Origin of the sequence: Georgenia wutianyii, assembly GCF_006349365.1 — a bacterium.
Lineage (GTDB): Bacteria > Actinomycetota > Actinomycetes > Actinomycetales > Actinomycetaceae > Oceanitalea > Oceanitalea wutianyii.
Genome location: NZ_CP040899.1, coordinates 2,507,249 through 2,529,892 on the forward strand (window position 1 = coordinate 2,507,249; position 22,644 = coordinate 2,529,892).

General features: G+C 73.2%; 22 protein-coding genes and 2 tRNA genes. 14 read left to right on the forward strand and 10 right to left on the reverse strand.

Going from position 1 to position 22,644, the window contains the following annotated elements; all coding sequences use genetic code 11:
- Window positions 1-59: 59 nt before the first annotated feature.
- Window positions 60-1,394 (reverse strand): UDP-N-acetylglucosamine 1-carboxyvinyltransferase, encoded by a 1,335-nt coding sequence (murA, locus tag FE251_RS11065; RefSeq protein ID WP_139948784.1) that lies wholly within the window; start codon window positions 1,392-1,394, stop codon window positions 60-62.
- 264 nt (window positions 1,395-1,658) lie between these two features.
- Here murA and FE251_RS11070 point away from each other — a divergent pair, with 264 nt between their 5' ends.
- The gene (locus FE251_RS11070; protein ID WP_139948785.1) at window positions 1,659-2,618 is read left to right on the forward strand and encodes a glycoside hydrolase family protein; all 960 of its coding nucleotides are present in this window, start codon (window positions 1,659-1,661) and stop codon (window positions 2,616-2,618) included.
- Window positions 2,619-2,643: 25 nt separating this feature from the next.
- The gene (locus FE251_RS11075; RefSeq protein WP_139948786.1) at window positions 2,644-3,663 is read left to right on the forward strand and encodes a LacI family DNA-binding transcriptional regulator; all 1,020 of its coding nucleotides are present in this window, start codon (window positions 2,644-2,646) and stop codon (window positions 3,661-3,663) included.
- A 201-nt stretch (window positions 3,664-3,864) separates the two neighbouring features.
- Here FE251_RS11075 and leuD read toward each other — a convergent pair whose 3' ends face one another.
- Both leuD and leuC read right to left on the reverse strand, forming a co-directional pair.
- Complete coding sequence (gene leuD, locus FE251_RS11080) at window positions 3,865-4,539, reverse strand: 3-isopropylmalate dehydratase small subunit (protein WP_139948787.1); 675 nt, start codon at window positions 4,537-4,539, stop codon at window positions 3,865-3,867.
- 21 nt (window positions 4,540-4,560) lie between these two features.
- Window positions 4,561-5,988 (reverse strand): 3-isopropylmalate dehydratase large subunit, encoded by a 1,428-nt coding sequence (leuC, locus tag FE251_RS11085; RefSeq protein WP_139072026.1) that lies wholly within the window; start codon window positions 5,986-5,988, stop codon window positions 4,561-4,563.
- A gap of 106 nt (window positions 5,989-6,094) precedes the next feature.
- Between leuC and FE251_RS11090 the strand changes: the two genes are divergently transcribed.
- Window positions 6,095-6,826, forward strand: a complete 732-nt coding sequence (locus FE251_RS11090; RefSeq protein ID WP_139072027.1) for an IclR family transcriptional regulator — start codon at window positions 6,095-6,097, stop codon at window positions 6,824-6,826.
- 67 nt (window positions 6,827-6,893) lie between these two features.
- On the opposite strand, the gene FE251_RS11095 is transcribed toward FE251_RS11090, so the two are convergent.
- Window positions 6,894-7,403 (reverse strand): GrpB family protein, encoded by a 510-nt coding sequence (locus FE251_RS11095; protein ID WP_139948788.1) that lies wholly within the window; start codon window positions 7,401-7,403, stop codon window positions 6,894-6,896.
- A 164-nt stretch (window positions 7,404-7,567) separates the two neighbouring features.
- On the opposite strand from FE251_RS11095, the gene FE251_RS11100 reads away from it, so the two are divergent.
- The 4 genes from FE251_RS11100 (at window position 7,568) to FE251_RS11115 (ending at window position 12,352) form a co-directional block, all read left to right on the forward strand.
- The gene (locus FE251_RS11100) at window positions 7,568-8,467 is read left to right on the forward strand and encodes a hypothetical protein (RefSeq protein ID WP_139948789.1); all 900 of its coding nucleotides are present in this window, start codon (window positions 7,568-7,570) and stop codon (window positions 8,465-8,467) included.
- A gap of 96 nt (window positions 8,468-8,563) precedes the next feature.
- Window positions 8,564-8,956, forward strand: coding sequence for a DUF3151 domain-containing protein (locus FE251_RS11105; RefSeq protein ID WP_139072030.1), 393 nt, complete (start codon window positions 8,564-8,566; stop codon window positions 8,954-8,956).
- 169 nt (window positions 8,957-9,125) lie between these two features.
- Window positions 9,126-11,435 (forward strand): multicopper oxidase family protein, encoded by a 2,310-nt coding sequence (locus tag FE251_RS11110; protein WP_223147536.1) that lies wholly within the window; start codon window positions 9,126-9,128, stop codon window positions 11,433-11,435.
- A gap of 68 nt (window positions 11,436-11,503) precedes the next feature.
- Window positions 11,504-12,352 (forward strand): MBL fold metallo-hydrolase, encoded by an 849-nt coding sequence (locus tag FE251_RS11115; protein WP_139948790.1) that lies wholly within the window; start codon window positions 11,504-11,506, stop codon window positions 12,350-12,352.
- A gap of 69 nt (window positions 12,353-12,421) precedes the next feature.
- Here the strand turns inward: FE251_RS11115 and FE251_RS11120 are convergent.
- The 4 genes from FE251_RS11120 to FE251_RS11135 all read right to left on the reverse strand — a co-directional run bounded on the left by FE251_RS11120 (window position 12,422) and on the right by FE251_RS11135 (window position 14,634).
- Window positions 12,422-12,494, reverse strand: a tRNA-Glu gene (locus FE251_RS11120).
- 56 nt (window positions 12,495-12,550) lie between these two features.
- A tRNA-Gln gene (locus FE251_RS11125) sits at window positions 12,551-12,622 on the reverse strand.
- A 108-nt stretch (window positions 12,623-12,730) separates the two neighbouring features.
- Entirely contained in the window at window positions 12,731-13,381 is a 651-nt protein-coding gene (locus FE251_RS11130; protein WP_139948791.1) for a response regulator, read from the reverse strand.
- Window positions 13,378-14,634, reverse strand: coding sequence for a sensor histidine kinase (locus FE251_RS11135; RefSeq protein ID WP_139948792.1), 1,257 nt, complete (start codon window positions 14,632-14,634; stop codon window positions 13,378-13,380). The genes FE251_RS11130 and FE251_RS11135 overlap by 4 nt, the downstream gene beginning before the upstream one ends.
- A 130-nt stretch (window positions 14,635-14,764) precedes the next feature.
- Here FE251_RS11135 and FE251_RS11140 point away from each other — a divergent pair, with 130 nt between their 5' ends.
- Both FE251_RS11140 and FE251_RS11145 read left to right on the forward strand, forming a co-directional pair.
- Window positions 14,765-15,478 (forward strand): ABC transporter ATP-binding protein, encoded by a 714-nt coding sequence (locus FE251_RS11140; protein WP_168202713.1) that lies wholly within the window; start codon window positions 14,765-14,767, stop codon window positions 15,476-15,478.
- Window positions 15,475-16,296: an ABC transporter permease gene (locus FE251_RS11145; protein WP_139948793.1), complete on the forward strand. Its 822-nt coding sequence runs from the start codon at window positions 15,475-15,477 to the stop codon at window positions 16,294-16,296. The genes FE251_RS11140 and FE251_RS11145 overlap by 4 nt, the downstream gene beginning before the upstream one ends.
- Window positions 16,297-16,299: 3 nt before the next feature.
- Here the strand turns inward: FE251_RS11145 and FE251_RS11150 are convergent, their stop codons facing one another.
- Window positions 16,300-16,713 carry a VOC family protein gene (locus FE251_RS11150; protein ID WP_139948794.1) on the reverse strand — a complete coding sequence of 138 codons (414 nt, stop codon included), beginning with the start codon at window positions 16,711-16,713 and terminating at the stop codon, window positions 16,300-16,302.
- A complete protein-coding gene (locus tag FE251_RS11155) occupies window positions 16,710-17,558 on the reverse strand; it encodes an AraC family transcriptional regulator (protein ID WP_139948795.1) in 849 nt (282 codons plus the stop codon). The genes FE251_RS11150 and FE251_RS11155 overlap by 4 nt, the downstream gene beginning before the upstream one ends.
- A 225-nt stretch (window positions 17,559-17,783) precedes the next feature.
- On the opposite strand from FE251_RS11155, the gene FE251_RS11160 reads away from it, so the two are divergent.
- From FE251_RS11160 to FE251_RS11180, 5 genes are all read left to right on the forward strand, one after another.
- The gene (locus FE251_RS11160) at window positions 17,784-17,975 is read left to right on the forward strand and encodes a helix-hairpin-helix domain-containing protein (protein WP_139948796.1); all 192 of its coding nucleotides are present in this window, start codon (window positions 17,784-17,786) and stop codon (window positions 17,973-17,975) included.
- Between the two features lie 470 nt (window positions 17,976-18,445).
- Window positions 18,446-19,486 carry a LacI family DNA-binding transcriptional regulator gene (locus tag FE251_RS11165; protein WP_230976407.1) on the forward strand — a complete coding sequence of 347 codons (1,041 nt, stop codon included), beginning with the start codon at window positions 18,446-18,448 and terminating at the stop codon, window positions 19,484-19,486.
- Window positions 19,483-20,457 carry a carbohydrate ABC transporter permease gene (locus FE251_RS11170; RefSeq protein ID WP_139071201.1) on the forward strand — a complete coding sequence of 325 codons (975 nt, stop codon included), beginning with the start codon at window positions 19,483-19,485 and terminating at the stop codon, window positions 20,455-20,457. The genes FE251_RS11165 and FE251_RS11170 overlap by 4 nt, the downstream gene beginning before the upstream one ends.
- Before the next feature lie 4 nt (window positions 20,458-20,461).
- Complete coding sequence (locus FE251_RS11175) at window positions 20,462-21,289, forward strand: carbohydrate ABC transporter permease (RefSeq protein WP_139071202.1); 828 nt, start codon at window positions 20,462-20,464, stop codon at window positions 21,287-21,289.
- Between the two features lie 43 nt (window positions 21,290-21,332).
- Window positions 21,333-22,613: an ABC transporter substrate-binding protein gene (locus tag FE251_RS11180; RefSeq protein ID WP_139948797.1), complete on the forward strand. Its 1,281-nt coding sequence runs from the start codon at window positions 21,333-21,335 to the stop codon at window positions 22,611-22,613.
- Window positions 22,614-22,644 lie beyond the last annotated feature (31 nt).

Below are 22,644 nucleotides of genomic sequence, written 5' to 3' on the forward strand. Positions count from 1 at the left end.
GACACACGGCCCGGCGATGACGTTTGTCATCGCCGGGCCGTGAGGTGCGCGCGTGGGGGTCAGCCGACGGGCTGGAGCTCCAGCGGCTTGACGTCCGCGCCGAGGGCGTGGAGCTTGCCCATGAAGTTCTCGTAGCCGCGGTAGATGATGTCGATCCCGCTCACCCGCGAGGTGCCCTCGGCGGTGAGCGCCGCGATGAGGTGGGAGAACCCGCCCCGCAGGTCCGGGACCTCGATGTCGGCGGCGGTCAGCGGCGTCGGGCCGGAGACGACGGCCGAGTGGTAGAAGTTCCGGTGCCCGAAGCGGCACGGCGAGCCGCCGAGGCACTCGCGGTAGACCTGGATCTGGGCGCCCATGCCACGCAGCGCGTCGGTGAACCCGAAGCGGTTCTCGTAGACCGTCTCGTGGACGATCGACAGCCCCTTGGCCTGGGTGAGCGCGACGACGAGCGGCTGCTGCCAGTCGGTCATGAACCCGGGGTGGACGTCGGTCTCCAGGACGATGGAGGACAGGTCGGCGCCGGAGTGCCAGAACCGGATGCCGTCGTCGCACACCTCGAAGTCGCCGCCGACCTTCCGGAAGGTGTTGAGGAAGGCCATCATCCCGTGCTGCTCCGCGCCGCGGACGAAGATGTCGCCGCGGGTGGCGAGCGCCGCGCAGGCCCACGAGCCGGCCTCGATGCGGTCCGCCAGCGCGGTGTAGCGCGCGCCGTGGAGGCGGTCGACGCCCTCGATGCGGATGACGCGGTCGGTGTCGACGGAGATGATCGCGCCCATGCGCTGGAGGAAGGCGATGAGCGCCATGATCTCCGGCTCGGTGGCGGCGTTGCTCAGCTCGGTCTTGCCCTTGGCGCGCACGGCGGTGAGCAGGAGCTGCTCGGTGGCGCCGACGCTCGGGTAGGGCAGGGCGACCTTGGCGCCGGTGAGCCCGCGCGGGGCGGTGATGTGGATGCCCTGGGGCCGCTTGTCGACGACGGCGCCGAACTCGCGCAGGATCGCGAGGTGGTAGTCGATGGGCCGGTCCCCGATCCGGCAGCCGCCGAGGTCGGGGATGAACGCCTCGCCGAGACGGTGCAGCAGCGGTCCGCAGAAGAGGATCGGGATGCGGCTGGAGCCGGCGTGGGCGTCGATGTCGGCGACGTGCGCCGTCTCGACGTCGCTCGGGTCCAGCCGGATGACCCCGGCGTCGTAGTCGTAGTCGACCTGGACGCCGTGCAGGCGGAGCAGGCCGGAGACGACCTCGACGTCCTTGATCTGGGGGACGTTCGCCAGCTCGGACGCGGACTCGCCCAGCAACGCCGCGACCATGGCCTTGGAGACGAAGTTCTTCGCCCCCCGGACCGTGATGTCGCCCTTCAGCGGCGTCCCGCCGGTCACCTGCAGTACTGCGCTCATACCCACCTCATCGACCTACGTCGGACCCACGCGGCCCGACAACCCAGCATAGGCCGCCGATGTGAGGACGCCAGGAGTATGCGTGAAGGGTCGGTGAAGACGGCACGCAACCGCGTCCCCGCCCTGGTTGACACCCCCGCAAGACCGCTGCCACGATGTTGCCGAATCGATTCGGCAGCGGTGGAGGGTGCCGACGGTCACACCCGTCGAGGGCCGCGCGGGACCCCCACGGCCGGTCCGTACGGAGAAGGAGCAGCACTCCCGATGTCACTCGCCCTCCCCGACCGTTGGGTCTGGGACTTCTGGTTGGCCCGCGACGGCGCCGACGTCCACGTCTTCTACCTCCAGGCCCCCAAGTCGCTCGGCGACCCCGACCTGCGCCACCGCAACGCGACCGTCGGCCACGCGGTGAGCCGGGACCTGCGCGGCTGGACGGTGCTGCCGGACGCGCTCGGCCCCGGCGAGGGCGCGGACTTCGACTCCCTCGCGACGTGGACCGGCAGCGTCATGCGCCACGACGGCGTGTGGCACATGTTCTACACCGGCATCTCCACGGCGGAGGACGGCGCGGTCCAGCGCATCGGCCTGGCGACGTCCACCGACCTCATCACCTGGACCAAGCAGGGCGTGGTCCTCGAGGCGGACCCGCGGTGGTACGAGCGCCTCCACGACGGCTTCCGCGAGGAGGCGTGGCGCGACCCGTGGGTGTGGCACGAGCCGACGACCGGGCGCTTCCACATGCTCCTCACCGCCCGCGCGAACCACGGCCCGCTCGACGGGCGCGGCGTCGTCGGCCACGCGGTCTCCGACGACCTGCGCACCTGGGAGGCGCTGCCCCCGGTCTCCGAGCCCGGCGAGTTCCTCCACCTCGAGGTCCCCCAGCTGCTCCACCTCGGCGGGGCGTGGCGCGTCGCGTTCTGCCTCACCGCGGGCGACCACAGCGCCGCCCGACGCGGACGGCCCGGCTTCGCCGCCGAGGGCGGCACCCACATCCTCACCGGCCCCGGACCGCTCGGCCCCTTCCACCTCGACGACGGTCCCTTCCTCCTCGGCGACCCCGACGCGAGCCTGTACGCGGGACGCTTCGTCGAGCACGACGGCGCCTGGTTCCTCCTCGCGTGGGAGAACGTCGACGCCGACGGCGCGTTCGGCGGGCGCATCAGCAACCCGATGCCGGTGGTCGTCCGTGACGACGGGAGCATCGAGGTCCTCCGGCCCGCCTAGGTCGGGGCGAGAAAGGAGGTCGGTGGTGACGAGGAGGCCACGCATCCGCGACGTCGCCGAGCTCGCCGGGGTGGCGCCGTCGACGGTGTCCGTCGTGCTCAACGACACGGCCGGGGCACGGGTGGCGGGCAGCACCCGCGACCGGGTGCGCGCCGCCGCGGCCGAGCTGGGCTACGTGCCCAACTCCTTCGCCCGTGGGCTGCGCACCCGGCGCTCGGGGACCCTCGCGTTCATCGGCGACGTCATCGCCACCACCCCCTACGCCGGCGAGCTCATCCAGGGCGCGCAGGAGGCGGCGTGGGAGGCGGGCTACCTCCTCATGCTCGTCAACACCGGCGGGGACGCCCAGCTGGAGGAGCGTGCCGTGCGGGCGCTGCGCCGCCAGCAGGTCGAGGGCGCGCTCTACGCGACGATGTACCACCGCGCCGTCACGCTGCCCGAGGTGCTCGACGGGCTGCCCACCGTGCTGCTCGACGCGCGCCCGGTGAGCGGGACGGCGACGTTCGTCGTTCCCGACGAGCAGGCCGGCGCCGAGGACGCGGTCGAGGAGCTCGTGCGCCTGGGGCACCGGCGGATCGCCTTCGTCCGCGACCTGCACGACGGCCCTGCCGTCGACCGCCGGCAGCGCGGCTACGAGTCGCGCCTCGCGGCCCACGGGCTGGAGCTCGACGAGCGGCTCGTCGTGCGCGAGCGGTCGGACTCCGCGGGTGGTGAGCGGGCGGCCGCCGTCCTGCTCGACGCCCCCGACCCGCCGACGGCGGTCTTCACGTTCAACGACCAGATGGCGATCGGCGTCTACCGGGCGGCCGCCGCCCGGGGCGTGCGGATCCCCCAGGACCTGTCGGTCATCGGCTTCGACGACCTCTACGTCGTCTCCAGCGAGCTCACCCCGGGGCTCACGACGATGGCGCTGCCGCACCGGGAGATGGGCCGCCTCGCGGCCCGGGCCCTCATCGCCGAGCTCGACGGCGGGGAGCCGACCGGGGAGCAGCTCGTCCCCTGTCCCCTCGTCCGCCGCGGCTCGGCGGCCCCACCCCACCCCTGACCCCACCCGCCGACCGCCGGATCCCGCGCGCTCCCCATCCCCCAACCCCCCATCCCGCCGAGCGCTGGATCCTGCACCGGGCAGGATCCAGCTCTCGGCGGGGACGACGTGGGTGAGGATGGCGCGGGCGCGGGCACGCCGAACCCCCTTCCTCCGGGCTGGTGCAGGATCCAGCGCTCGGCGGAAGGGGGTCGGGTCGGGTCAGCGGAGGGGTGCCTGCTCGTGGGCGGGGACGCCCTCCTCGACGGAGCGGGCGGCCTTGATCTCCACCGGCGGCAGGTGCTTGGCCGGGAGGGTCCTCGGCCGCCAGGCAGCGCGCTCCTGCTCGAAGGCGGTGATGTCCTCCTCGTGCTGGAGGGTGAGGCCGATGTCGTCCAGGCCCTCCATGAGGCGCCAGCGGGTGTAGTCGTCGATCTCGAACTGCGCGACGACCGACCCGCAGGTCACGGTGCGCGAGACGAGGTCGACGGTCACCTCGGTGCCCGGCTCGGTCTCCAGGACCTTCCAGATCTGCTCGACGTCCTCCTGGGCGAGCACGCCGGCCACGAGGCCCTGCTTGCCCGAGTTGCCACGGAAGATGTCGGCGAACCGGGAGGCGAGGACGGCCTTGAAGCCGTAGTCCTTCAGCGCCCACACGGCGTGCTCACGGGAGGAGCCGGTGCCGAAGTCCGGGCCGGCGACGAGCACCGAGCCGCTGCGGTAGGCGTCCTGGTTGAGGACGAACTCGGGGTCGCCCCGCCACGCGGCGAACAGGGCGTCCTCGAACCCGGTGCGGGTCACGCGCTTGAGGTAGACCGCCGGGATGATCTGGTCGGTGTCGACGTTGCTGCGGCGCAGGGGGACGCCGACGCCGGTGTGCTGGGTGAACTTCTCCATGGTGATGTACTCCGGCGTTTCTCAGGCGTTGACGAGCTCGCGGGCGGGCTCGAGGTCGGCGGGCGAGGACAGGGTCCCCCGGATGGCGGTCGCGGCGGCGACGAGCGGGGAGACGAGGTGCGTGCGCCCGCCCTTGCCCTGCCGGCCCTCGAAGTTGCGGTTGGACGTCGAGGCGGCCCGCTCCCCCGGCTTGAGCTGGTCGGGGTTCATGCCCAGGCACATGGAGCACCCGGCGTTGCGCCACTCGGCACCGAAGTCGAGGAAGACCTTGTCCAGCCCCTCGGCCTCGGCCTGGAGGCGGACGCGGGCCGAGCCCGGGACGACGAGGACGCGGACGTCGTCGTGCTTCCTGCGGCCCTTGATGACGTCGACGACGGCGCGCAGGTCCTCGATCCGCCCGTTCGTGCACGAGCCGATGAAGACGGTGTCGACGGGGATGTCGCGCAGCGGGGTGCCGGGCTGCAGGCCCATGTACTCCAGGGCGCGCTCGGCGGCGACGCGGTCCGCCTCGTCGGCGATGGCTGCCGGGTCGGGGACGCTGGCGGACAGCGGCAGGCCCTGGCCGGGGTTGGTGCCCCACGTGACGAAGGGCTCGAGGTCGGCCGCGTCGAGGGTGACCTCGGTGTCGAAGACGGCGTCGTCGTCGCTGCGCAGGGTCCGCCAGTACTCGACGGCGGCGTCCCAGTCGGCGCCCTCGGGCGCGTGGGGACGGCCCTTGAGGTAGGCGAAGGTCGTCTCGTCGGGGGCGATCATGCCGGCGCGGGCGCCCGCCTCGATGGACATGTTGCAGATGGTCATCCGCGCCTCCATCGACAGGGAGCGGATGGCCTCGCCGCGGTACTCCAGGACGTAGCCCTGGCCGCCGCCGGTGCCGATCTTGGCGATGATCGCGAGGATGATGTCCTTGGCGGTCGTGCCCTCGGGCAGCGTGCCGTCGACGTTGATCGCCATCGTCTTGAACGGCTGGAGCGGCAGGGTCTGGGTCGCGAGGACGTGCTCGACCTCGCTCGTGCCGATGCCGAAGGCGAGCGCGCCGAACGCGCCGTGGGTGCTCGTGTGGGAGTCACCGCACACGACGGTGAGGCCGGGCATCGTCAGCCCGAGCTGCGGCCCGACGACGTGGACGATGCCCTGGTCGGCGTCGCCCAGGGAGTGGATCCGGACGCCGAACTCCGCCGCGTTGCGGCGCAGGGTCTCGATCTGCGTGCGGCTCGTGCGGTCCGCGATGGGCAGGTCGATGTCGAGCGTCGGGGTGTTGTGGTCCTCGGTCGCTATCGTGAGGTCCGGTCGGCGCACCTGACGCCCCGCCAGCCGCAGGCCCTCGAACGCCTGGGGGCTGGTCACCTCGTGGACGAGGTGAAGGTCGATGTAGAGGAGGTCGGGAGCCCCGTCACTGCCTTCGCGCACGACGTGCGCGTCCCACACCTTCTCCGCCAGGGTGCCGCTCATGTTCCACCTCTCGGTGCGGCGGTAGCCGCGTCCGTCTCGTCGTGATCTACGGCCTTGTCGGCCGGTTGGGCTTGCATCTCATCCACTGAGATGCCAATATCGCCACATGGACAACTCTAGCGGAGTCGGCGTCCTTGACAAGGCCGCCACGGTTCTGGGAGCCCTCGAGGCAGGCCCCGCCACACTCGCGCAGCTCGTCGCTGCCACCCATCTGGCCCGTCCCACCGCCCATCGGCTGGCCGTCGCCCTCGAGTTCCACCGCTTCGTCGCGAGGGACATGCAGGGCCGGTTCATCCTCGGGCCGCGACTGAACGAGCTCGCCTCGGCCGCCGGCGAGGACCGTCTCCTCGCGGCCGCAGGCCCCGTGCTCACCGCGGTCCGCGACCACACCGGGGAGTCGGTACAGCTCTACCGGCGCCAGGGCGACCAGCGCATCTGCGTCGCCGCCGCCGAGCGGCAGATGGGCCTGCGCGACTCGATCCCGGTGGGCGCAACGCTCACCATGCTCGCCGGCTCCGCGGCGCAGGTGCTCCTCGCCTGGGAGGAGCCCGACCGCCTCCACCGCGGCCTGCAGGGTGCGACCTTCACCGCGACCGTCCTCTCCGGCGTCCGCCGGCGCGGCTGGGCGCAGTCGGTCGGCGAGCGCGAGCCGGGCGTCGCCTCGGTCTCGGCGCCGGTGCGCGGCCCGTCCGGGCGCGTGCTCGCCGCCGTCTCGGTCTCCGGACCGATCGAGCGGATGGGCCGCCAGCCGGGCCGGCTGCACGCCGGGGCCGTCGTCTCCGCGGCGAACCGCCTCACCGAGGTGCTGCGCCGCACCGAGGACACCCACGAGGGCTGACCCCGATCTACGCGAGCGCGGGTGAAACTGCCGAGCGCGGGTGGCGCCCCACCCGCGCTCGGCAGCATCACCCGCGCTCGCTGCTGCCATCAGACGCGAGGAGGTCGGCGACGACGCCAGACTTCGCCTGCGTGTACTCGTCCCACCCGTGCGCGGAGCTGGCGGCGCGCTCCTTGACGGCGAGGTAGGCGCGGCGGGCCCCCGCGTCCTCGCGCAGCAGGTCGCGGAAGGCGACCCGCCTGTCCCAGGCGCGCCCGCCGTGCTCGACGACGTGGACCACCACCTCCCGCCGGGCGCGGCTCGAGGAGCTGAGCCAGCAGTGGTGGTCGCGCTGCCCCTCGAGGTCGAACCCCGCCGCGACCAGCCGCCGGGCCGTGGGCACGACGTCGGGCGCGGCGACACCGACGAGGACGTCGACGACGTCCTTCGCCGGGAGACCTGGCACGGCGGTGGAACCCATGTGCTCCACGTGCGCCTCCGGTACCAGCGCCTCGAGACGTGCGGCCACTGCGGCGAACCGCCGGCCCCACTCCTCGAACCGGCTCGGCACCAGCGTGACGCTCTCCCCGGGCTGCATCGCCCGATCCTCCCACCGCCGCCGTGCCTCGAGTGCGGGTGATCGTCGCGAGTGCGGGCGACGCCGTACCCGCGGTCGCCACGATGACCCGCGCTCGCGTCTGCGAGGACCGGAAACCGCCCACGGTGGCGGCCGCGGTCTGGAACGCTGCCGTTGTGCGCCCGGTGTCGAGCAGTGCCGTAGCAGCGATCGTCGCTCTCGCCCTCGTCGGGTGCGCGCCCGACGAGCCGCCGCCGACGACGGTCGCGAGCGCCGTCGTCCCCACCGAGCCGGCCCGGTACGCGCTGTGCGCCGAGCTCCCGGCACAGCCGCAGCCCATGCCCGTCGAACGCTTCGACGGCTGGTGGAACGCCGACCCGACGAGCGGGCAGGCAGCCCTCGACCCGGCGGAGTGGCCCGACCCGCGGATGCGGGAGCACCCCCGGGTCGCCGTCGTCGACACCCAGTCGGGTGGCTGGACGACGTGGGACCGGACCATCTGCGGGCAGAGCGACGAGTTCAGCCCAGTGATCGAGAAGGGCTGGCCGGACCTGAGCTACGTCGTCGTCGACCTGGACACCGGCGAGGTGCTCGAGTCGGCCCCGATCGCGGACGTCGACGGCGGCGCGGGCCTCCGCACGACCTCGACGGCGAGCGCCGACATCGAGGCCAACGGCTGGGACGTCCTCGGAGCCGACGAGGCGGCACCCTACGCCGCGCTGGTGCGCGAGGACGACCCCTGGCCCGGCCTGAGGTTCGTCCACGCCGCCAAGGTCACGCCCACCGCGGTGGGCGGCGTCTACGAGTCGGCGGACGGCGTGGGGTTCACCTTCCGCCTGCAGCGGGAGGAACGCATGGGCGACGGCGGCCTGGCAGGCCGCGAGCCGCGCCCGTTGCAGATCGACGGCGCCGAGGGCTGGACGTACGCCGGGGCGTCGTGGGCCTTCGTCGCCGACGCCGTCACGCCGGGCTGCAGCGCCTCGGTCCACGCCGTGCCGGTGAGCACCGACGTCCCGCCGTGGCCCGAGGGCTACGACGACTACCTCGCCGGGACAGTCCTGCCGCGGCTCCTCCAGGCCTGCTAGACCTCGGACGCGATCTCCTCGCGGGACCGTTGCCCACCACCTCGCCGCAGCCGGCACTCCGGGCACTCGGGGCAGCCCACCTGCGACACTGGCCACATGCACAAGAACCTCCTCGGCCCCGAGCCGACCTACCTGCCCGAGGACCACCCCGACCTCGCCGCCCGCGCCGCCGTCGAGAAGGGTGAGGACGTCCGCACGGTCGCCGCCCGCCTGCCCGCCGCGAGCTGGGCCTGGGCCGAGCTGGCCCGTGAGTCGCTCGCCGAGCAGGACCCGGTGGCCGCCTACGCCTACGCCCGCACCGGCTACCACCGCGGCCTGGACGCGCTGCGCCGCGCCGGGTGGCGGGGCCAGGGGCCGATCCCCGCCGACCACGTCCCGAACCAGGGCTTCCTCGCCGCGCTCGAGGCGCTGGGCGACGCCGCCGAGGCCATCGGGGAGGACGAGGAGGCCGAGCGCTGCCGCACGTTCCTCACCGAGGCCACGGCCTGAGCCTCCGGGCGCCTGCGTTCCCCGGACGCGGGCGCCCACCTTTTGGACAAGCCTTTTCAAAACCCGTCGACTGCGCCATCCTCACCACACGTGCGCTCGGAACGGCCCGTGCGCACGTGCTCGAGCGGCCCTCCACCGCTCGCCTCCGCAGGTAGAGAAAGGCCTCCGCATGCGTCCCCTCCTTCGCGCTGCCCTGACGACGGCCACGGCCCTCGTGCTCGCCGCGCCGCTCGGCGTCCTGCCCGCGACGGGGTCCCCCGCCCTGGCCCCAGCAGTGGCGCGGCCGGCTCCGGCACCCCGCCCGGCGCCGGCGGGTGCGACGTTCCACCTCGCCGACGACGCGCTGTCCCGGACGACCAACGTCTTCACCTACGGCCGTCCCGGCGACGAGGTGCTCGTCGGCGACTGGGACGGCAACGGCACCGACACCCTCGCCGTGCGCCGCGGGAACGCCGTCCACGTCTCGAACTCCCTGCGCGGCGGCGCCGCGGACGTCGTCGTCACCTACGGCCGGCCTGGTGACGGGATTCTCGTCGGCGACTGGGACGGTGACGGCGAGGACACCCTCGCGGTCCGCCGCGGGGCGACGTACCACATCCGCAACTCCCTCTCCTCGGGCCCGGCCGACGTCGTCGTCACCTTCGGACGGCCCACGGACACCGTGCTCGTCGGCGACTGGGACGGCAACGGCACCGACACCCTCGCCGTGCGCCGCGGCGCCCACTACTTCCTCAGCGAGACCTTGCGCAGCGGCCCGGCAGACCTCGAGGTCTGCTACGGCCGTGAGGGCGACGGCGCCGTCGTCGGCGACTGGACCGGCTCCGGCGCCGACACCCTGGGCGTGCGGCGCGGCGCCGAGTACCACCTCGCCCACGGGCTGCGCCCGGGCCAGGCGGACCGCGTCGCCGTCTACGGGCGGCCCGGGGACACCGTCCTCGTCGGCGACTGGGACGGCAACGGGGTGGACTCCCTCGCGGTGCGCCGCACCTCCGGCACCGCGCCTGCCCCGCAGCCCGCGCCGCAGCCCGGCCCGGTCGTCCCCGGCGATCCCCAGGGGCCGACCGACCCGGTGGACCCCGAGCAGCCGGAGGCGGTCTTCGACGAGCCGCTCGCCATCCCGCCGCTCGCCGACTCCGTCGTCGACGAGGACGGCACGCGCGTCTTCCGACTGACCGCGCAGGAGGGCTCGACGTCCTTCCGCGACGGCGTCGACACCGAGACGTGGGGCTTCAACGGCGACTTCCTCGGCCCGACACTGCGGGCCCGGCGCGGTGAGCAGGTGGCCGTGGAGGTCACCAACACGCTGGGGGAGTCGACGAGCGTCCACTGGCACGGCATGCACCTGCCCCCGGAGATGGACGGCGGCCCTCACCAGGAGGTGGCGGCCGGCGGGACCTGGCGGCCCACGTGGCTCATCGACCAGCCCGCCGCCACGCTCTGGTACCACCCCCACCCGCACGGACGCACCGAGAAGCACGTCTACCTCGGCATGTCGGGCATGTTCATCCTCGACGACGACGAGGCGGACGCCGCCGGGCTGCCCAGCGAGTACGGCGTCGACGACATCCCCGTCATCGTCCAGGACAAGTCCTTCACCGAGGACGGCCAGCTCACCATGGCCTCACGCGTCCCGAGCGGCGTCATGGGCGAGACGATCATGGTCAACGGCACCATCGGTGCGGTCCAGGAGGTGAGCACCGAGCTCGTGCGGCTGCGCGTCCTCAACGGCTCGACGCTGCGCACCTACAACTTCGGCTTCGACGACGACCGCACCTTCCAGCTCGTCGGCACCGACGGCGGGCTGCTCGCCGCCCCGCACACGACCACCCGGATCCAGCTCTCCCCCGGTGAGCGGGCCGAGATCGTCGTCGCGATGGAGGCCGGCTCGGAGACGATGCTCCGCTCCTACCCCCAGCAGCTGGGCGTCATCAACGACGCCCAGGGGTACGGCGCCTTCGACACCCTCGACATCCTCCGGCTGGTCGCCGCGGACGACCTCGCGCCGTCGGGGGCCGTCCCGGACGTGCTGCCGGACTACGGCCGGCTCGACGAGGCCGACGTCGCCACCACCCGCACCTTCGTCATGAAGAACCTGCGGATGAACGGCCAGTTCATGGACATGAACCGGATCGACGAGGTCGTCACCGTGGACACCACCGAGGTGTGGGTGGTGCGCAACGAGGACCCGATGCCGCACAACTTCCACATCCACGACGTCCAGTTCGAGGTGCTCTCCGTCGACGGCGCGCCCCCGCCGCCGGAGCTGTCTGGCCGCAAGGACACGATCTACACCGAGCCGGGCCGCGAGTACCGCCTCATCATGCGCTTCGAGCACTACGCCAACCCCGAGATGCCGTACATGTACCACTGCCACCTGCTGCGCCACGAGGACTTCGGGCTGATGGGCCAGTTCGTCGTCGTCGAGCCCGGCACCGAGCCGCCGACGACGCTGCCGGAGGACGGCCACCACGACCACTGACCCCCTCCCGCGGCGGGGCTCCTCCGGCTAGCGTCGTACGCAGCACCGCAGCCTGGAGGAGCCCCGCCATGAGCACAGCCCACCCGCTCCCGCCCCTCGCCGAGCACGTCGTGTGCGCGACGTGCGGTGTCGAGCACGGCGACCGTCCGCTGCCCGACGTGTGCCTCCTGTGCGCCGACGAGCGCCAGTGGGTGCCCCGGGTCGGCCAGGTCTGGACGACGGTCGGCCGGCTCGCTGAGGAGGGCAGCACCGTCCGCATCGAGGAGCTCGAGCCGGGCCTCGTCGGCCTCACGGCCCGGCCGCGGGTGGGCATCGGGCAGACCGCGACGCTCGTCCTCACCGACGCCGGCAACGTCCTGTTCGACGTGCCCGCCTTCATCGACGACGCCACCGTGGAGGCGGTCGCCGGGCTCGGCGGGATCGCCGCCGTGGTCGCGAGCCACCCGCACATGTACGGGGTGCAGTCGCTGTACAGCCGGGCGTTCGGCGATGCGCCCGTCCTCGTCGCGCGCGCCGACGCGGGGTTCCTCCCGCTGCGGGTGCCGGCGGTGCGGCTGTGGGAGACGGCGCACGAGGTCGTGCCCGGGGTGTGGCTGGAGCAGGTCGGCGGGCACTTCCCGGGCAGCACCGTCGCGCACCTCACCGGCGCGGACGGCCGCGGGGTGCTGCTCGCGGGGGACGCGATCTTCCCCGGTCCGGAGGGGTGGTCGGTGAGCTTCCTGCGCAGCTACCCGAACCGCATCCCGCTCTCGGGGGCCGTCGTGCGGCGGATCGTCGAACAGGTGGGCCGGCTGAGCTTCGACCGGCTCTACGGCAACCTCGGGGGCGCGGTGCCGGAGCGTGCCCAGGAGGTGGTCCAGGAGTCCGCGCGGCGGTACGTGGCCTGGGTCACGGGCGAGCACGACGACCTCACCTGACCGGGACGGCACCTGACCCAGGACGCGCGAAAGGCCCCCATCCCGTGAGGGATGGGGGCCTTTCTCATGTAGCCCCGACCGGATTCGAACCGGCGCCGCCGCCTTGAGAGGGCGGTGTCCTAGGCCGCTAGACGACGGGGCCTCCTGCGCTTCTTGCCTGGTCAGAGTTTATCGGATCTCCCGACTCGCTCCAAACCGCTGGGGTACCAGGACTCGAACCTAGACTAACTGAACCAGAATCAGTCGTGCTGCCAATTACACCATACCCCATGGGGTATTCCGTCCGCCCGGAGGTGAACGTCGTACCGGGCGGTAACATTACCCGGCCCTCCCCCTGGAGCCAAAGCCGGGAGCGGTGGGGGTGGTCACACTCGCCCCTCACGGGCCCTCGAGCAGCCCGAGGTCCAGGGCTCGCAGGACCGCCCTCGTGCGGTCGCGGACCCCGAGCTTGACGAACACCGCGGACAGGTAGTTCTTCACCGTGCCGGGCGCGAGGAACAGTGCCCCGGAGATCTCGGTGTTGGAGTAGCCGGCGGCCACGAGCCGCAGGACGTCGAGCTCCCTGGGGGTCAGCGGCTCAGGCGCAGCAAGGCCTTCGACCCCCGAGCGCTCGCGCCGGACCGCCCGGAAGAGCCGGTCGGTGAGGCCCGGCTGGAGCAGTGTGCCGCCCCCTGCCAGGACGGTGATCGCCGAGACGAGCTGGTCGAGCGTCACGTCCTTGAGGAGGTAGCCGCGGGCGCCGGCGCGCAGCGCGCGGAGCACGAGCTCGTCGTCGTCGAAGGTCGTGAGGACGAGGACCGGGAGACGGAGATCACGCTCCCGGAGCTCCTCGAGGACGGCGATCCCGTCCCGTCTGGGCATGCGCAGGTCCAGGAGGAGCACGTCGACGTCACCCGCGGCGACGATCGCGAGGGCGTCCTCACCGTCCTCCCCCTCGCCTGTGACGTTGATCTCCTCGCTCAGCGAGAGGAGGCCGACGATGCCCTGGCGGACGAGCGTCTGGTCGTCGACGACGGCGACCCGGATCACGGCGCGACCCGCCCGACGTCGCGCCCCGCGCCGGCCCGCCCGACGGTGAGGGCACGCGCACCGGGGCGCACCTCGCCCGGCGCGCGCGGCACCGTGACGGTCACGGTGAAACCCTCCCCGGGCGCCGACTCGACCGCCACCCGCCCGCCGAGCGCCCCGACACGCTCGGCCATCCCGGTGAGCCCGTTGCCCGGCACGACCGCCGGGCTCCCCCGCCCGTCGTCGTGGGCGCGCACGGTGAGCGCGCCGTCGTCGTCCTGGACGACCGCCACGTCCAGCCGCCGCGCGCCCGCGTGGCGCAGCGTGTTCGTCGCGATCTCCTGGACCGCGCGGCCCACGGCCAGCGCGACGTCCTGCGCGGGCGGCTCGGGCACCTCGACGGCGAGCGCGACCTCCAGCCCGGGCAGGTCCCCGAGCAGCTCGCGCAGCGTCTCCGCGAGCCGGTGCGGCTCCTCGCGCAGCGCGCTCACCGTCGCGCGCACCTCCCCGAGCAGGTCCTTGGCGACGGCGCGGGCGCGCGCGACGTGCCGCGCCGCCTCCCCCTCGGCGAGGTGCCCGGCGATCTCCAGCTCCAGGGCGAGCGCGGTGAGCTGGTGCCCCACGCCGTCGTGCAGGTCGCGGGCGATGCGCAGCCGCTCTGCGTCGCGGCTCGACGCGGAGAGCAGGGCGGTCGCTGCCCGCAGCTCCGCGTGCGCCGCCCGCAGCTCCTCGTGGGTGGCGCGCAGGCGGCTGTGGGCCCGGTCGAGCTCGGCGCGGCCAGCCGCCTCACGCTCCGCGATGGTGATGACGGCGACGGCGAAGGCCTGGAAGGAGGCGAACGTGCCGGTGAGCGCGAGGACGATGCCGACGTCCGCGCCGCCGAGCACCATCCCCACGGCGACGGCCACGGACTGCACTGCGACGAGGGCGACGAGCCCGCCGCGCCCCACGACCGTCGTCCACGACGCCGCGGTGACGACGAAGAGGGTCGCCATCCAGCTGAGGCCGGGCGCGAGGAACCACACCGCGAGGCCGAGCAGGAGCAGCAGCGGCGCGGCCGGCACCCGCGGCAGGAGCGGACGGCGCACGAGCAGCTCGGCGTCCAGGACGTAGACGAGGACGTAGCCGGCGAGGGCCAGCGACCACGCCGTGAGGGTCGCCGGGGCGGGCTGCCACGCGCCCGTCGCCACCGAGACGAGGGCCGCACCGCCCGCGACCAGCACGGCGGCGAGGCCGGTGAGCGCGCTCGAGCGCGCGTCCGTGGCGTTCGTCACACGGCGATCGTAGAGGGCGGGCCGCACGCGCCGGGGGTGCCATTGGTCATTGCCCGGATGCGGACCTTCCGGCACCACCGCCGGCGGCGCCGTCTCCCTAGCGTCGTCGTCACCAGGAAGGAGCCCGATGATGACCGTTCTCTCGATGACCGACGTCCACAAGCGCTACGGGCCCACGGCCGCGCTGGCCGGGGCCGACCTCGCCGTCCACCGCGGGGAGGTCGTCGCCCTGCTCGGCCCCAACGGCGCCGGCAAGACGACGATGTTCGAGCTGCTGCTCGGCCTCGTGCGGCCCACCTCCGGGCGGGTGCGGGTGCTCGGCGCGGCACCGGGCACGTCCCGGCACCGGGTGGGGGCGATGCTCCAGTCCGCCGGCCTGCCCGAGCAGGTGACCGTCGCCGAGCTCGTCGAGCTCGTCGGCCGGTCCTACCCCCGCCCCCTGCCGACGCCGCAGGTGCTCGAGCGCACCGCCCTCACCGACCGTGCCCGGCGCACCGTCACCGCGCTGTCCGGCGGCGAGCGCCAGCGGCTGCTGCTCGCCATGGCGCTCGTCGGCGCCCCCGAGCTGCTGCTCCTCGACGAGCCGACCGCGGCGATGGACGTCGCCTCGCGGCGGGCGTTCTGGCGGCTCACCCGCGCGAGTGTCGCCGAGGGCGCGACCGTCCTGTTCGCCACCCACGACCTCCTCGAGGCCGAGGCGGTGGCCGACCGCGTCGTCGTCGTCGCCCGGGGGCGCGTGATCGCCGACGCCCCACCCCACGAGCTCGCCGAGCACGACCACCTCGAGGAGGTCTTCCTCGCCCTCACCGAGGAGTCACCCACCGTCGAAGGAGCCTGGCCATGACCCTCACCGTCCCCAACCGCGGCGCCGGGGCCACCGCCCGCCTCGTGCGCTGGCACACGACCGTCCAGCTGCGGTCCTCGTTCCGCAGCGCGGAGTTCGCCGTCGGCGCCATGGCGGTGCCGGTCATCCTCTACGCGATGTTCGGGCTGCCGCGCACCGGCAGCCTGCTGCCCGGCGGCACGCCCGTAACGCTGGCGATGCTCGTGTCGATCGCCTGCTACGGCGTCGTCTCCCTCGCGATCTTCACCTTCGGGGAGGACATCGCCAAGGAGCGCGGCCGCGGCTGGCCGCGCACGCTCGCCGCGACCCCGCTGCCCCGCTGGGTCGACCTCACCGGCAGGTCGCTCACCGCCGTCGTCCACGCGGCGCTCGTCGTCGGGGCGATGGCCGCGGCGGCGGTGCTCCTGGGGGACGTGCGGCTGCCCGCGGGGACGTGGCTCGTCCTCGTGGCCACGCTCGTCGGCGGGGTGCTGGCCTTCGCGCCGCTCGGCTTCGCGATCGCCTACCTCGCCCGGCCGCGGGCGGCCACCGTCATCGCCAACCTCGTCTTCCTGCCGCTGAGCTTCGCGTCGGGGTTCTTCTTCCCGCTCTCGGAGCTGCCCGACGTCCTCGCCCGGGTCGCGCCGTGGCTGCCCACCTACCACTTCGGGCAGCTCGCCTACCGCACGGTGCTGCCCGCCGAGGACCTCACGTCCTGGACGGGACTGGCGGTGCAGCCGGCGTGGGTGCACGTGGCCTGGCTCGTGGGCTCGGCCGTCGTGCTCGGGTCGGTCGCGCTCCTCGCGGCGCGGCGCGAGGCGGTGACCCGGCGGGGATGAGCCTCACTCCCCGAGGTAGGTGCCCATGCTCCACAGGTTGCCGTCGTTGTCGCGCACGGCGAAGGTCGCGGGGTCGTAGTCCGTGGCGTGGAGCGGGGTGAGGACCTCGACGCCGGCCGCCTGGGCGCGCTGCCAGGCGGCCTCGACGCCGGCGGCGTCCGGAGCGACGACGTACACGCCGGCGGCCCCGAGGGCGCCCCAGTCCCCCGTCTTGCCGCGGGAGCCGAACATGACGCCGCCGTCGCCGTCGGGCCGGCGGGCCTCCCCGTGGACGACTGTGCCGTCGTCCTCGCGGTGCAGGGCCGTGACGACGAAGCCGAGGACGTCGGTGAGGAAGCGGGTGCCGGCGTCGACGTCGGTGAAGCCCACGCTCGGCCAGACGGCGGGGCGGGGTGCGGGAAGGTCGTGGGTGCTCATGGGACCGATGGTCGCGCGGGGCGCCCGGCGGCGTCTTGGACGAATGGGAGCTCCTCGCGCAGCCACGCGGTGATGCTCGTGCCGGTGAGGGAGCGCCACTCCCGGGCAAGGTGCGGCTGGTCGGCATATCCGCAGGCGACGGCGAGGTCGGCGAGGGGCACGGGCCGGGCGCGCAGGGTGTGCTGGGCGCGTTCGAAGCGCACGACGCGCGCCGCCTCCTTCGGCGTGAGGCCGGTGGCTGCCCGGAAGCGCTCACCGAGGTGGCGGCGTCCCCAGCCCACGTGCGCGGCGACTGCCGCCACCGGCGCCGTCCCGTGGCTCACGAGGATGAGGCGCCACGCCTCGGCGACCTCCGCGGCCACGCCCGCCGGGCCGGGCTCCGCTCCCCACCGCCGGGCCGCCAGGCGCTCGAGGAGGACGGTGTCGAGCAGCCGGAAGCGCTCGTCCCACCCGCCCGCGGCGCGGAGACGCTCGACCATCCGGGCTGCCCGGGCGCCGAGGACGTCGGCGAGGTCGACCGCGCGGTCCCGCAGCTCCCCGCCGGGGACGCCGAGGAGCACGCGCGAGCCGAGCGGGGTCAGCCCGTACTGCAGGCCCTCCTGGGGACCCGAGGCGTCGATGAGCGCAGGGCGGGTGTGCAGGCCGCCGGCCACGCCGTGCGCGCTCACCGGTTCGCCCATCCCGCTGACCATGAGCGGGGCGAGGAGCTCGACGACGAGCGTGAGGTGACGGGAGGGCAGCCCCCTGTGCACCCCCGTCGGGAAGGCAGGGGCACGGTAGCCGACCGCCGAGGACACCAGTGGCCGCAGCGGCGCCGGCGGGACGTGCGTCACGAGCCCGGACACCCCTCCATGGTGCCCCGCCCCCGCCCCACCGTCGAGGGTGCCCGGTGCCCTGCTGCCCACCCGCCCTCTCCGCGCACAGTGCCTGTGCCTTGACCCGGCACAGGGCGCGGGCCGGTACCCACGACGCGCTGACCCCCGTCCTGCTCGGCAGCGGCCGGGAGGTCGCGGCACCCTGACGTCGGGAAAACCGGTGCACCGGGCGCACACGCCGGGCACCCTGTGGTCGTGAGCACCCACGAGCTGCCCGCGGTCGGAGCCCCCGCGAAGCGCGCGCTCACGCAGGCCGGCGTGAGGACGCTCGAGGACGTCGCCGCGTGGTCGGAGGACAACCTGCTCGCCCTGCACGGCGTCGGACCACGTGCCGTCCGGATCCTGCGCGAAGCCCTCGCCGAGCACGACCTCTCCCTCGCCGACTGACCCCACCCCAGCCCTCCAAGCACCTCACCCTCCCCCAGCCCCCACCCGCGGCAGCCGACTTCCGCACGACAGCCGACTTCCGCTCACCCGGCTCGAGACGGCGTCCACCAGCACAAGGTGTGGACTCATCGACCTCTGAGGTCCACGAGTCCACACTCAAGCGTCCGAGTCGCCGAGCAGGGAGCGTCAGGGGCGGGGACGAACGGGCACAACTCCGCTCTCACGCAGAAGTCGGCTCTCGCGCACAAGTCCGCTCTCGCGCAAAAGTCGGCTCTCGCGCAGAAGTCGGCTCTCGCGGGAGAAGCGGGCTGGTGGGCGGGGCACGGTGGGCAGGCGGGCGGACGGGTTGACAAGGTCTCCCGGGCGGTGCCAGGATCCCGGCAGTCGGAATCGTTTCCAAGGCCGCCAGGACGCGGTTGGAAACGATTCCGGATCAGCAACGGTGCACAGCCAATGGAGGTGACTCGACGGTGACGTCCCAACGCGCGACCCTCATCCAGGTCGCCGAGCTCGCCGGGGTCTCCCTCGCGTCGACGTCGCGGGCGCTGCACGGCACGGGCGCCAGCCCGGCCATGGTCGAGCGGGTCCGCGCCGCGGCCGCCGAGCTCGGCTACAGCCCTCAGATGATGGGCCGCTCGCTGCGCATGAAGCGCACCTTCCAGGTGGCCTTCGCCGTCGCGGACATCGGCAACCCGGTCTACACCGAGATGCTCACCGCCCTGCACGGCGTGCTCGCCCCCCACGGCTACCGCGTCGTCGTCATGTCGACAGGCGACTCCCTGTCCTCCACCATCGACCTCGTCCGCAGCCTCGACGGCGGGTTCGTCGACGGGATGATCATCAGCCCGCTGCGCCTCGACGACACCTTCGTCAGCGCCGTGGAGAAGGCGGCGGTGCCGGTCGTCGTCATCGGCCGCTCGCTCGCCGAGCACGGCATCGACTCCGTCTCCACCGACTCCGCCGGCGGCATCGCGCTGGCCGTCGAGCACCTCGTCGCGACCGGACGACGGCGCATCGGGTTCCTCAACGGCCCGCTCGACACCACCCCGGGTGAGGCCCGGCAGCGCGGCTTCGACGCCGCGACCGCATCCCCGTCCTTCGGGACGGAGGTCGCCGGCACCCAGGTCGCGGACGACTTCACCGTCGCCGCGGGCGTCGCGGCCGCCCACCGGCTGCTGGACTCCGCTCCCGACGCCGTCGTCGCCGCCAACGACCTCCTCGCCATCGGCGCCATCCGCGCCGCGGGCGAGCGGGGGCTCACGGTGCCCGGCGACCTCGCCGTCACCGGCATGGACGACACCGAGCTCGGCCGGGTCTTCCAGCCGAGCCTCACCAGCGTCTCCCTCGGGTCCGGCCGCCGTGGCCGGCTCGCCGCCGAGCTCATGCTCGGCCTGCTCGACGACGACGCCGAGCGGGGCCGCTTCCTGCTCGTCGGACCCGAGCTCATGGTGCGCGAGTCCTCGGTGGACACCCGGCGCCACCCCACCACCACCGACAAGGAGGACGCATGACGGCACCCACCCTCGCCGCGGGGGCCAACCCGCGCGTGCCCGCACCCCGCCCGAGCCGGGGCTCGGGCCGGCGGCGCAGCGGGCTCGAGCGCGCCAGGCGACGTGAGGCCGCGGCCCTCGTCATCCCGTCGCTCATCCCGATCCTCGTCCTCAGCGTCGCGCCGCTCATCATCGGCGTGGCCCTCGCGTTCACCGACGCGCGCCTCGTGCGCAACCCGGAGTACACGTTCGTCGGGGTCGACAACTTCAGCCGCCTCGCGGCGAACTCCTTCTTCTGGGACTCCTTCCGCATCGGCATGGTCTGGGCGGTGTCGGTGACGCTGCTCCAGCTGCTCGCCGCGCTCGGACTCGCGCTGCTGCTCAACTCCGGGCTGCGCTTGCAGGGCCTGACCCGGGTGCTCGCCCTCATCCCGTGGGCGATGCCCCCGGTGGTCGTGGCGATCATGTGGCAGATGATCTACTCGCCCAACGCCGGGCCGCTCAACGCCGCGCTCGGCGCGGTGGGCCTGCCGGACGACATCAACTGGCTGGCCGACTTCTCCACCGCACTGCCGGCGGTCATCGTCGTCGGCGTGTGGGTCGGCATGCCGCAGACCACCGTCACCCTCCTCGCCGGCCTCCAGCAGATCCCGGGCGAGCTCAACGAGGCGGCGTCGATGGACGGCGCCAGCGCCTGGCAGCGGTTCACCGCCGTCACGTGGCCGAGCCTGCGGCCCATCGTCACCTCGATCACGTCGCTGAACTTCATCTGGAACTTCAACTCCTTCTCCCTGGTCTACGTCCTCACCGAGGGCGGACCGGGCGGCCGGACGATGCTCCCGATGCTCTTCACCTACCTCGAGGCCTTCAAGAACCGGAACATCGGCTACGCCGCGGCGATGGGCGTCGTCCTCGTCGTCGTCGTCGTCATCCTCCTCACCGTCTACCTGTGGTCGCAGTTCCGCGAGGACCGCACCGGGAAGAAGGGCTGAACGCGTGCGCACCCTCATCCGTCCCGCCCAGTACGCGGCGCTGGTCGCCTACATCGTTTTCCTCGGGTTCCCACTGCTGTGGCTCATGTCGGCCTCGCTGAAGTCCTCCGGTGAGCTCAACTCGCTGTCGATCAGCCTCATCCCGCAGGAGTGGCACTGGGAGAACTACTCCCAGGCGCTCGCCCGCCAGGGCCTGGTCCGGTCCGCGGCGAACAGCACCGCGGTCGCCCTCGTCTCCACGGTGCTCGTCATCGTCATCGCGATGCCGGCCGCCTACGTCCTCGCGCGGCTCAAGGGCAAGGTCCGCGCCGCCGGGATCGGCTGGATCCTGGTGAGCCAGGTGTTCCCGGTCATCCTCATCATCCTGCCGCTGTTCCTCATCCTGCGGACCCTGGGCCTCACCGACAGCCTCGTCGGCCTCACCCTCGTCCACACGACCTACACGCTGCCCTTCGCGCTGTGGATGCTCCAGGGCTACGTCACGGGCATCCCCACGGACCTCGAGGAGGCGGGCTCGATGGACGGCGCGCCCCGCGTGCGGGTGCTGCGCTCGATCGTCTTCCCCCTCCTGCTGCCCGGCGTCGTCGCCACAGCGATGTTCTCCTTCGTCTCCTCGTGGAACGAGTTCTTCTTCGCCCTCGTCCTGCTCCAGTCCCCGGAGAACTACACCCTGCCCATCACGCTGAAGATGTTCATCGGCGGGGAGGGCAAGGTCGCGCTCGGCCCGCTGGCGGCCGGCTCGGTGCTCGCCGCGATCCCGAGCATCGTCTTCTTCTCGATCATGCAGCGAAAGCTCACCGGCGGACTCCTCGCCGGTGCCGTCAAGGGCTGACCCCGAACCTTCCTCCCCATCCCACCCCTGAAAGGTCAACCACATGAAGATCCGTGGAGCTTCCACAGTCGCATGCCTCACGATCGCCGCGCTCACCCTCGCCGCCTGCGGCGGCGGGGACGAGGACGGCAGCGCGGACGGCCCGGTGACCCTCACCTTCCAGTCGCTCTCCGACCAGCCGGCCGCCATCGCGGCCACCGAGGCCATCGTCGCCGAGTGGAACGAGGCCAACCCCGACGTCCAGGTCGAGATCGTCCCCGCGGGCTGGGACGGCATCTACGACAAGCTCATCACCCAGTTCAACGGCGGCGCCGCACCGGACGTCATCCACTACGAGGCCGCGAGCATCGTCCCCTTCGCGGCCGACGGCTACCTCGCCGACCTCTCGGAGTACATGTCCGACGAGCGCCGCGAGGACATCCCCGAGGGCATCCTCGACGCCGTGACCGTCGACGGCGAGGTCATCGCCTACCCCACCGAGCTGCAGTCCTACATGGTCTTCGCGAACACCGCGATGCTCGAGGCGGCGGGCGTGGAGATCCCCTCCGGCGAGACGATGACGTGGGACGAGCTGCGCGAGCTGGCGCAGGCGACGACGACCGACGGCGTCCACGGGCTGGGCTGGGGCCTGGCGAGCCCGACCGCGGCGTTCATGTCCTTCGCCCCGGGCTTCGGCGGGACCTTCTTCGAGGGCACCGGCGCCGACGCGTCGCTCACCATCGGCGAGGGTGAGCTGTCCGTGCCCGAGCTCGTCCACACGATGGCGTTCGAGGACCAGACGATCCTGCCGGTCACCCTCACCCAGTCCGGCTCGGAGACCCTCGCCTCCTTCTACGGCGAGCAGATCGCGATGACGATCCAGGGCTCCTTCCAGGCCGCGAACATCGCCACCGACGCCCCCGAGGGCCTCGAGTGGACCGTGCTGCCCCCGCTCGCCGGCCCCGACGGCGCCGGGCAGGCCGCCAACCCGCAGACGCTGTCGGTGAACATCGACTCCGAGCACGTCGAGGAGTCCGCGGCGTTCATCGAGTTCTTCACCGAGACGGAGAACCTCGCGGCCCTCAACGAGGCCGACGCCCTCATCCCGGCCACGACGTCCGCGCAGGAGCTCATGGCCGAGCAGCTCGGTGACGAGAACGGCTGGGCGACCATCCTGTCCTCCGGCCAGCACCTCGTCTCGGCGCCGTACCTCTTCGTCGACGCCTACGCGCAGTGGAAGGACACCGTGGCGACCCCCGCCTTCCAGCGCTACCTCGCGCAGGAGATCGACGCCGACGGCCTCGCCGGCCAGCTCGAGGACGGCTGGGCCGAGATCACCGGCTGAACCGACGCCCGCGGTGGTGGCCTGGCGCCAC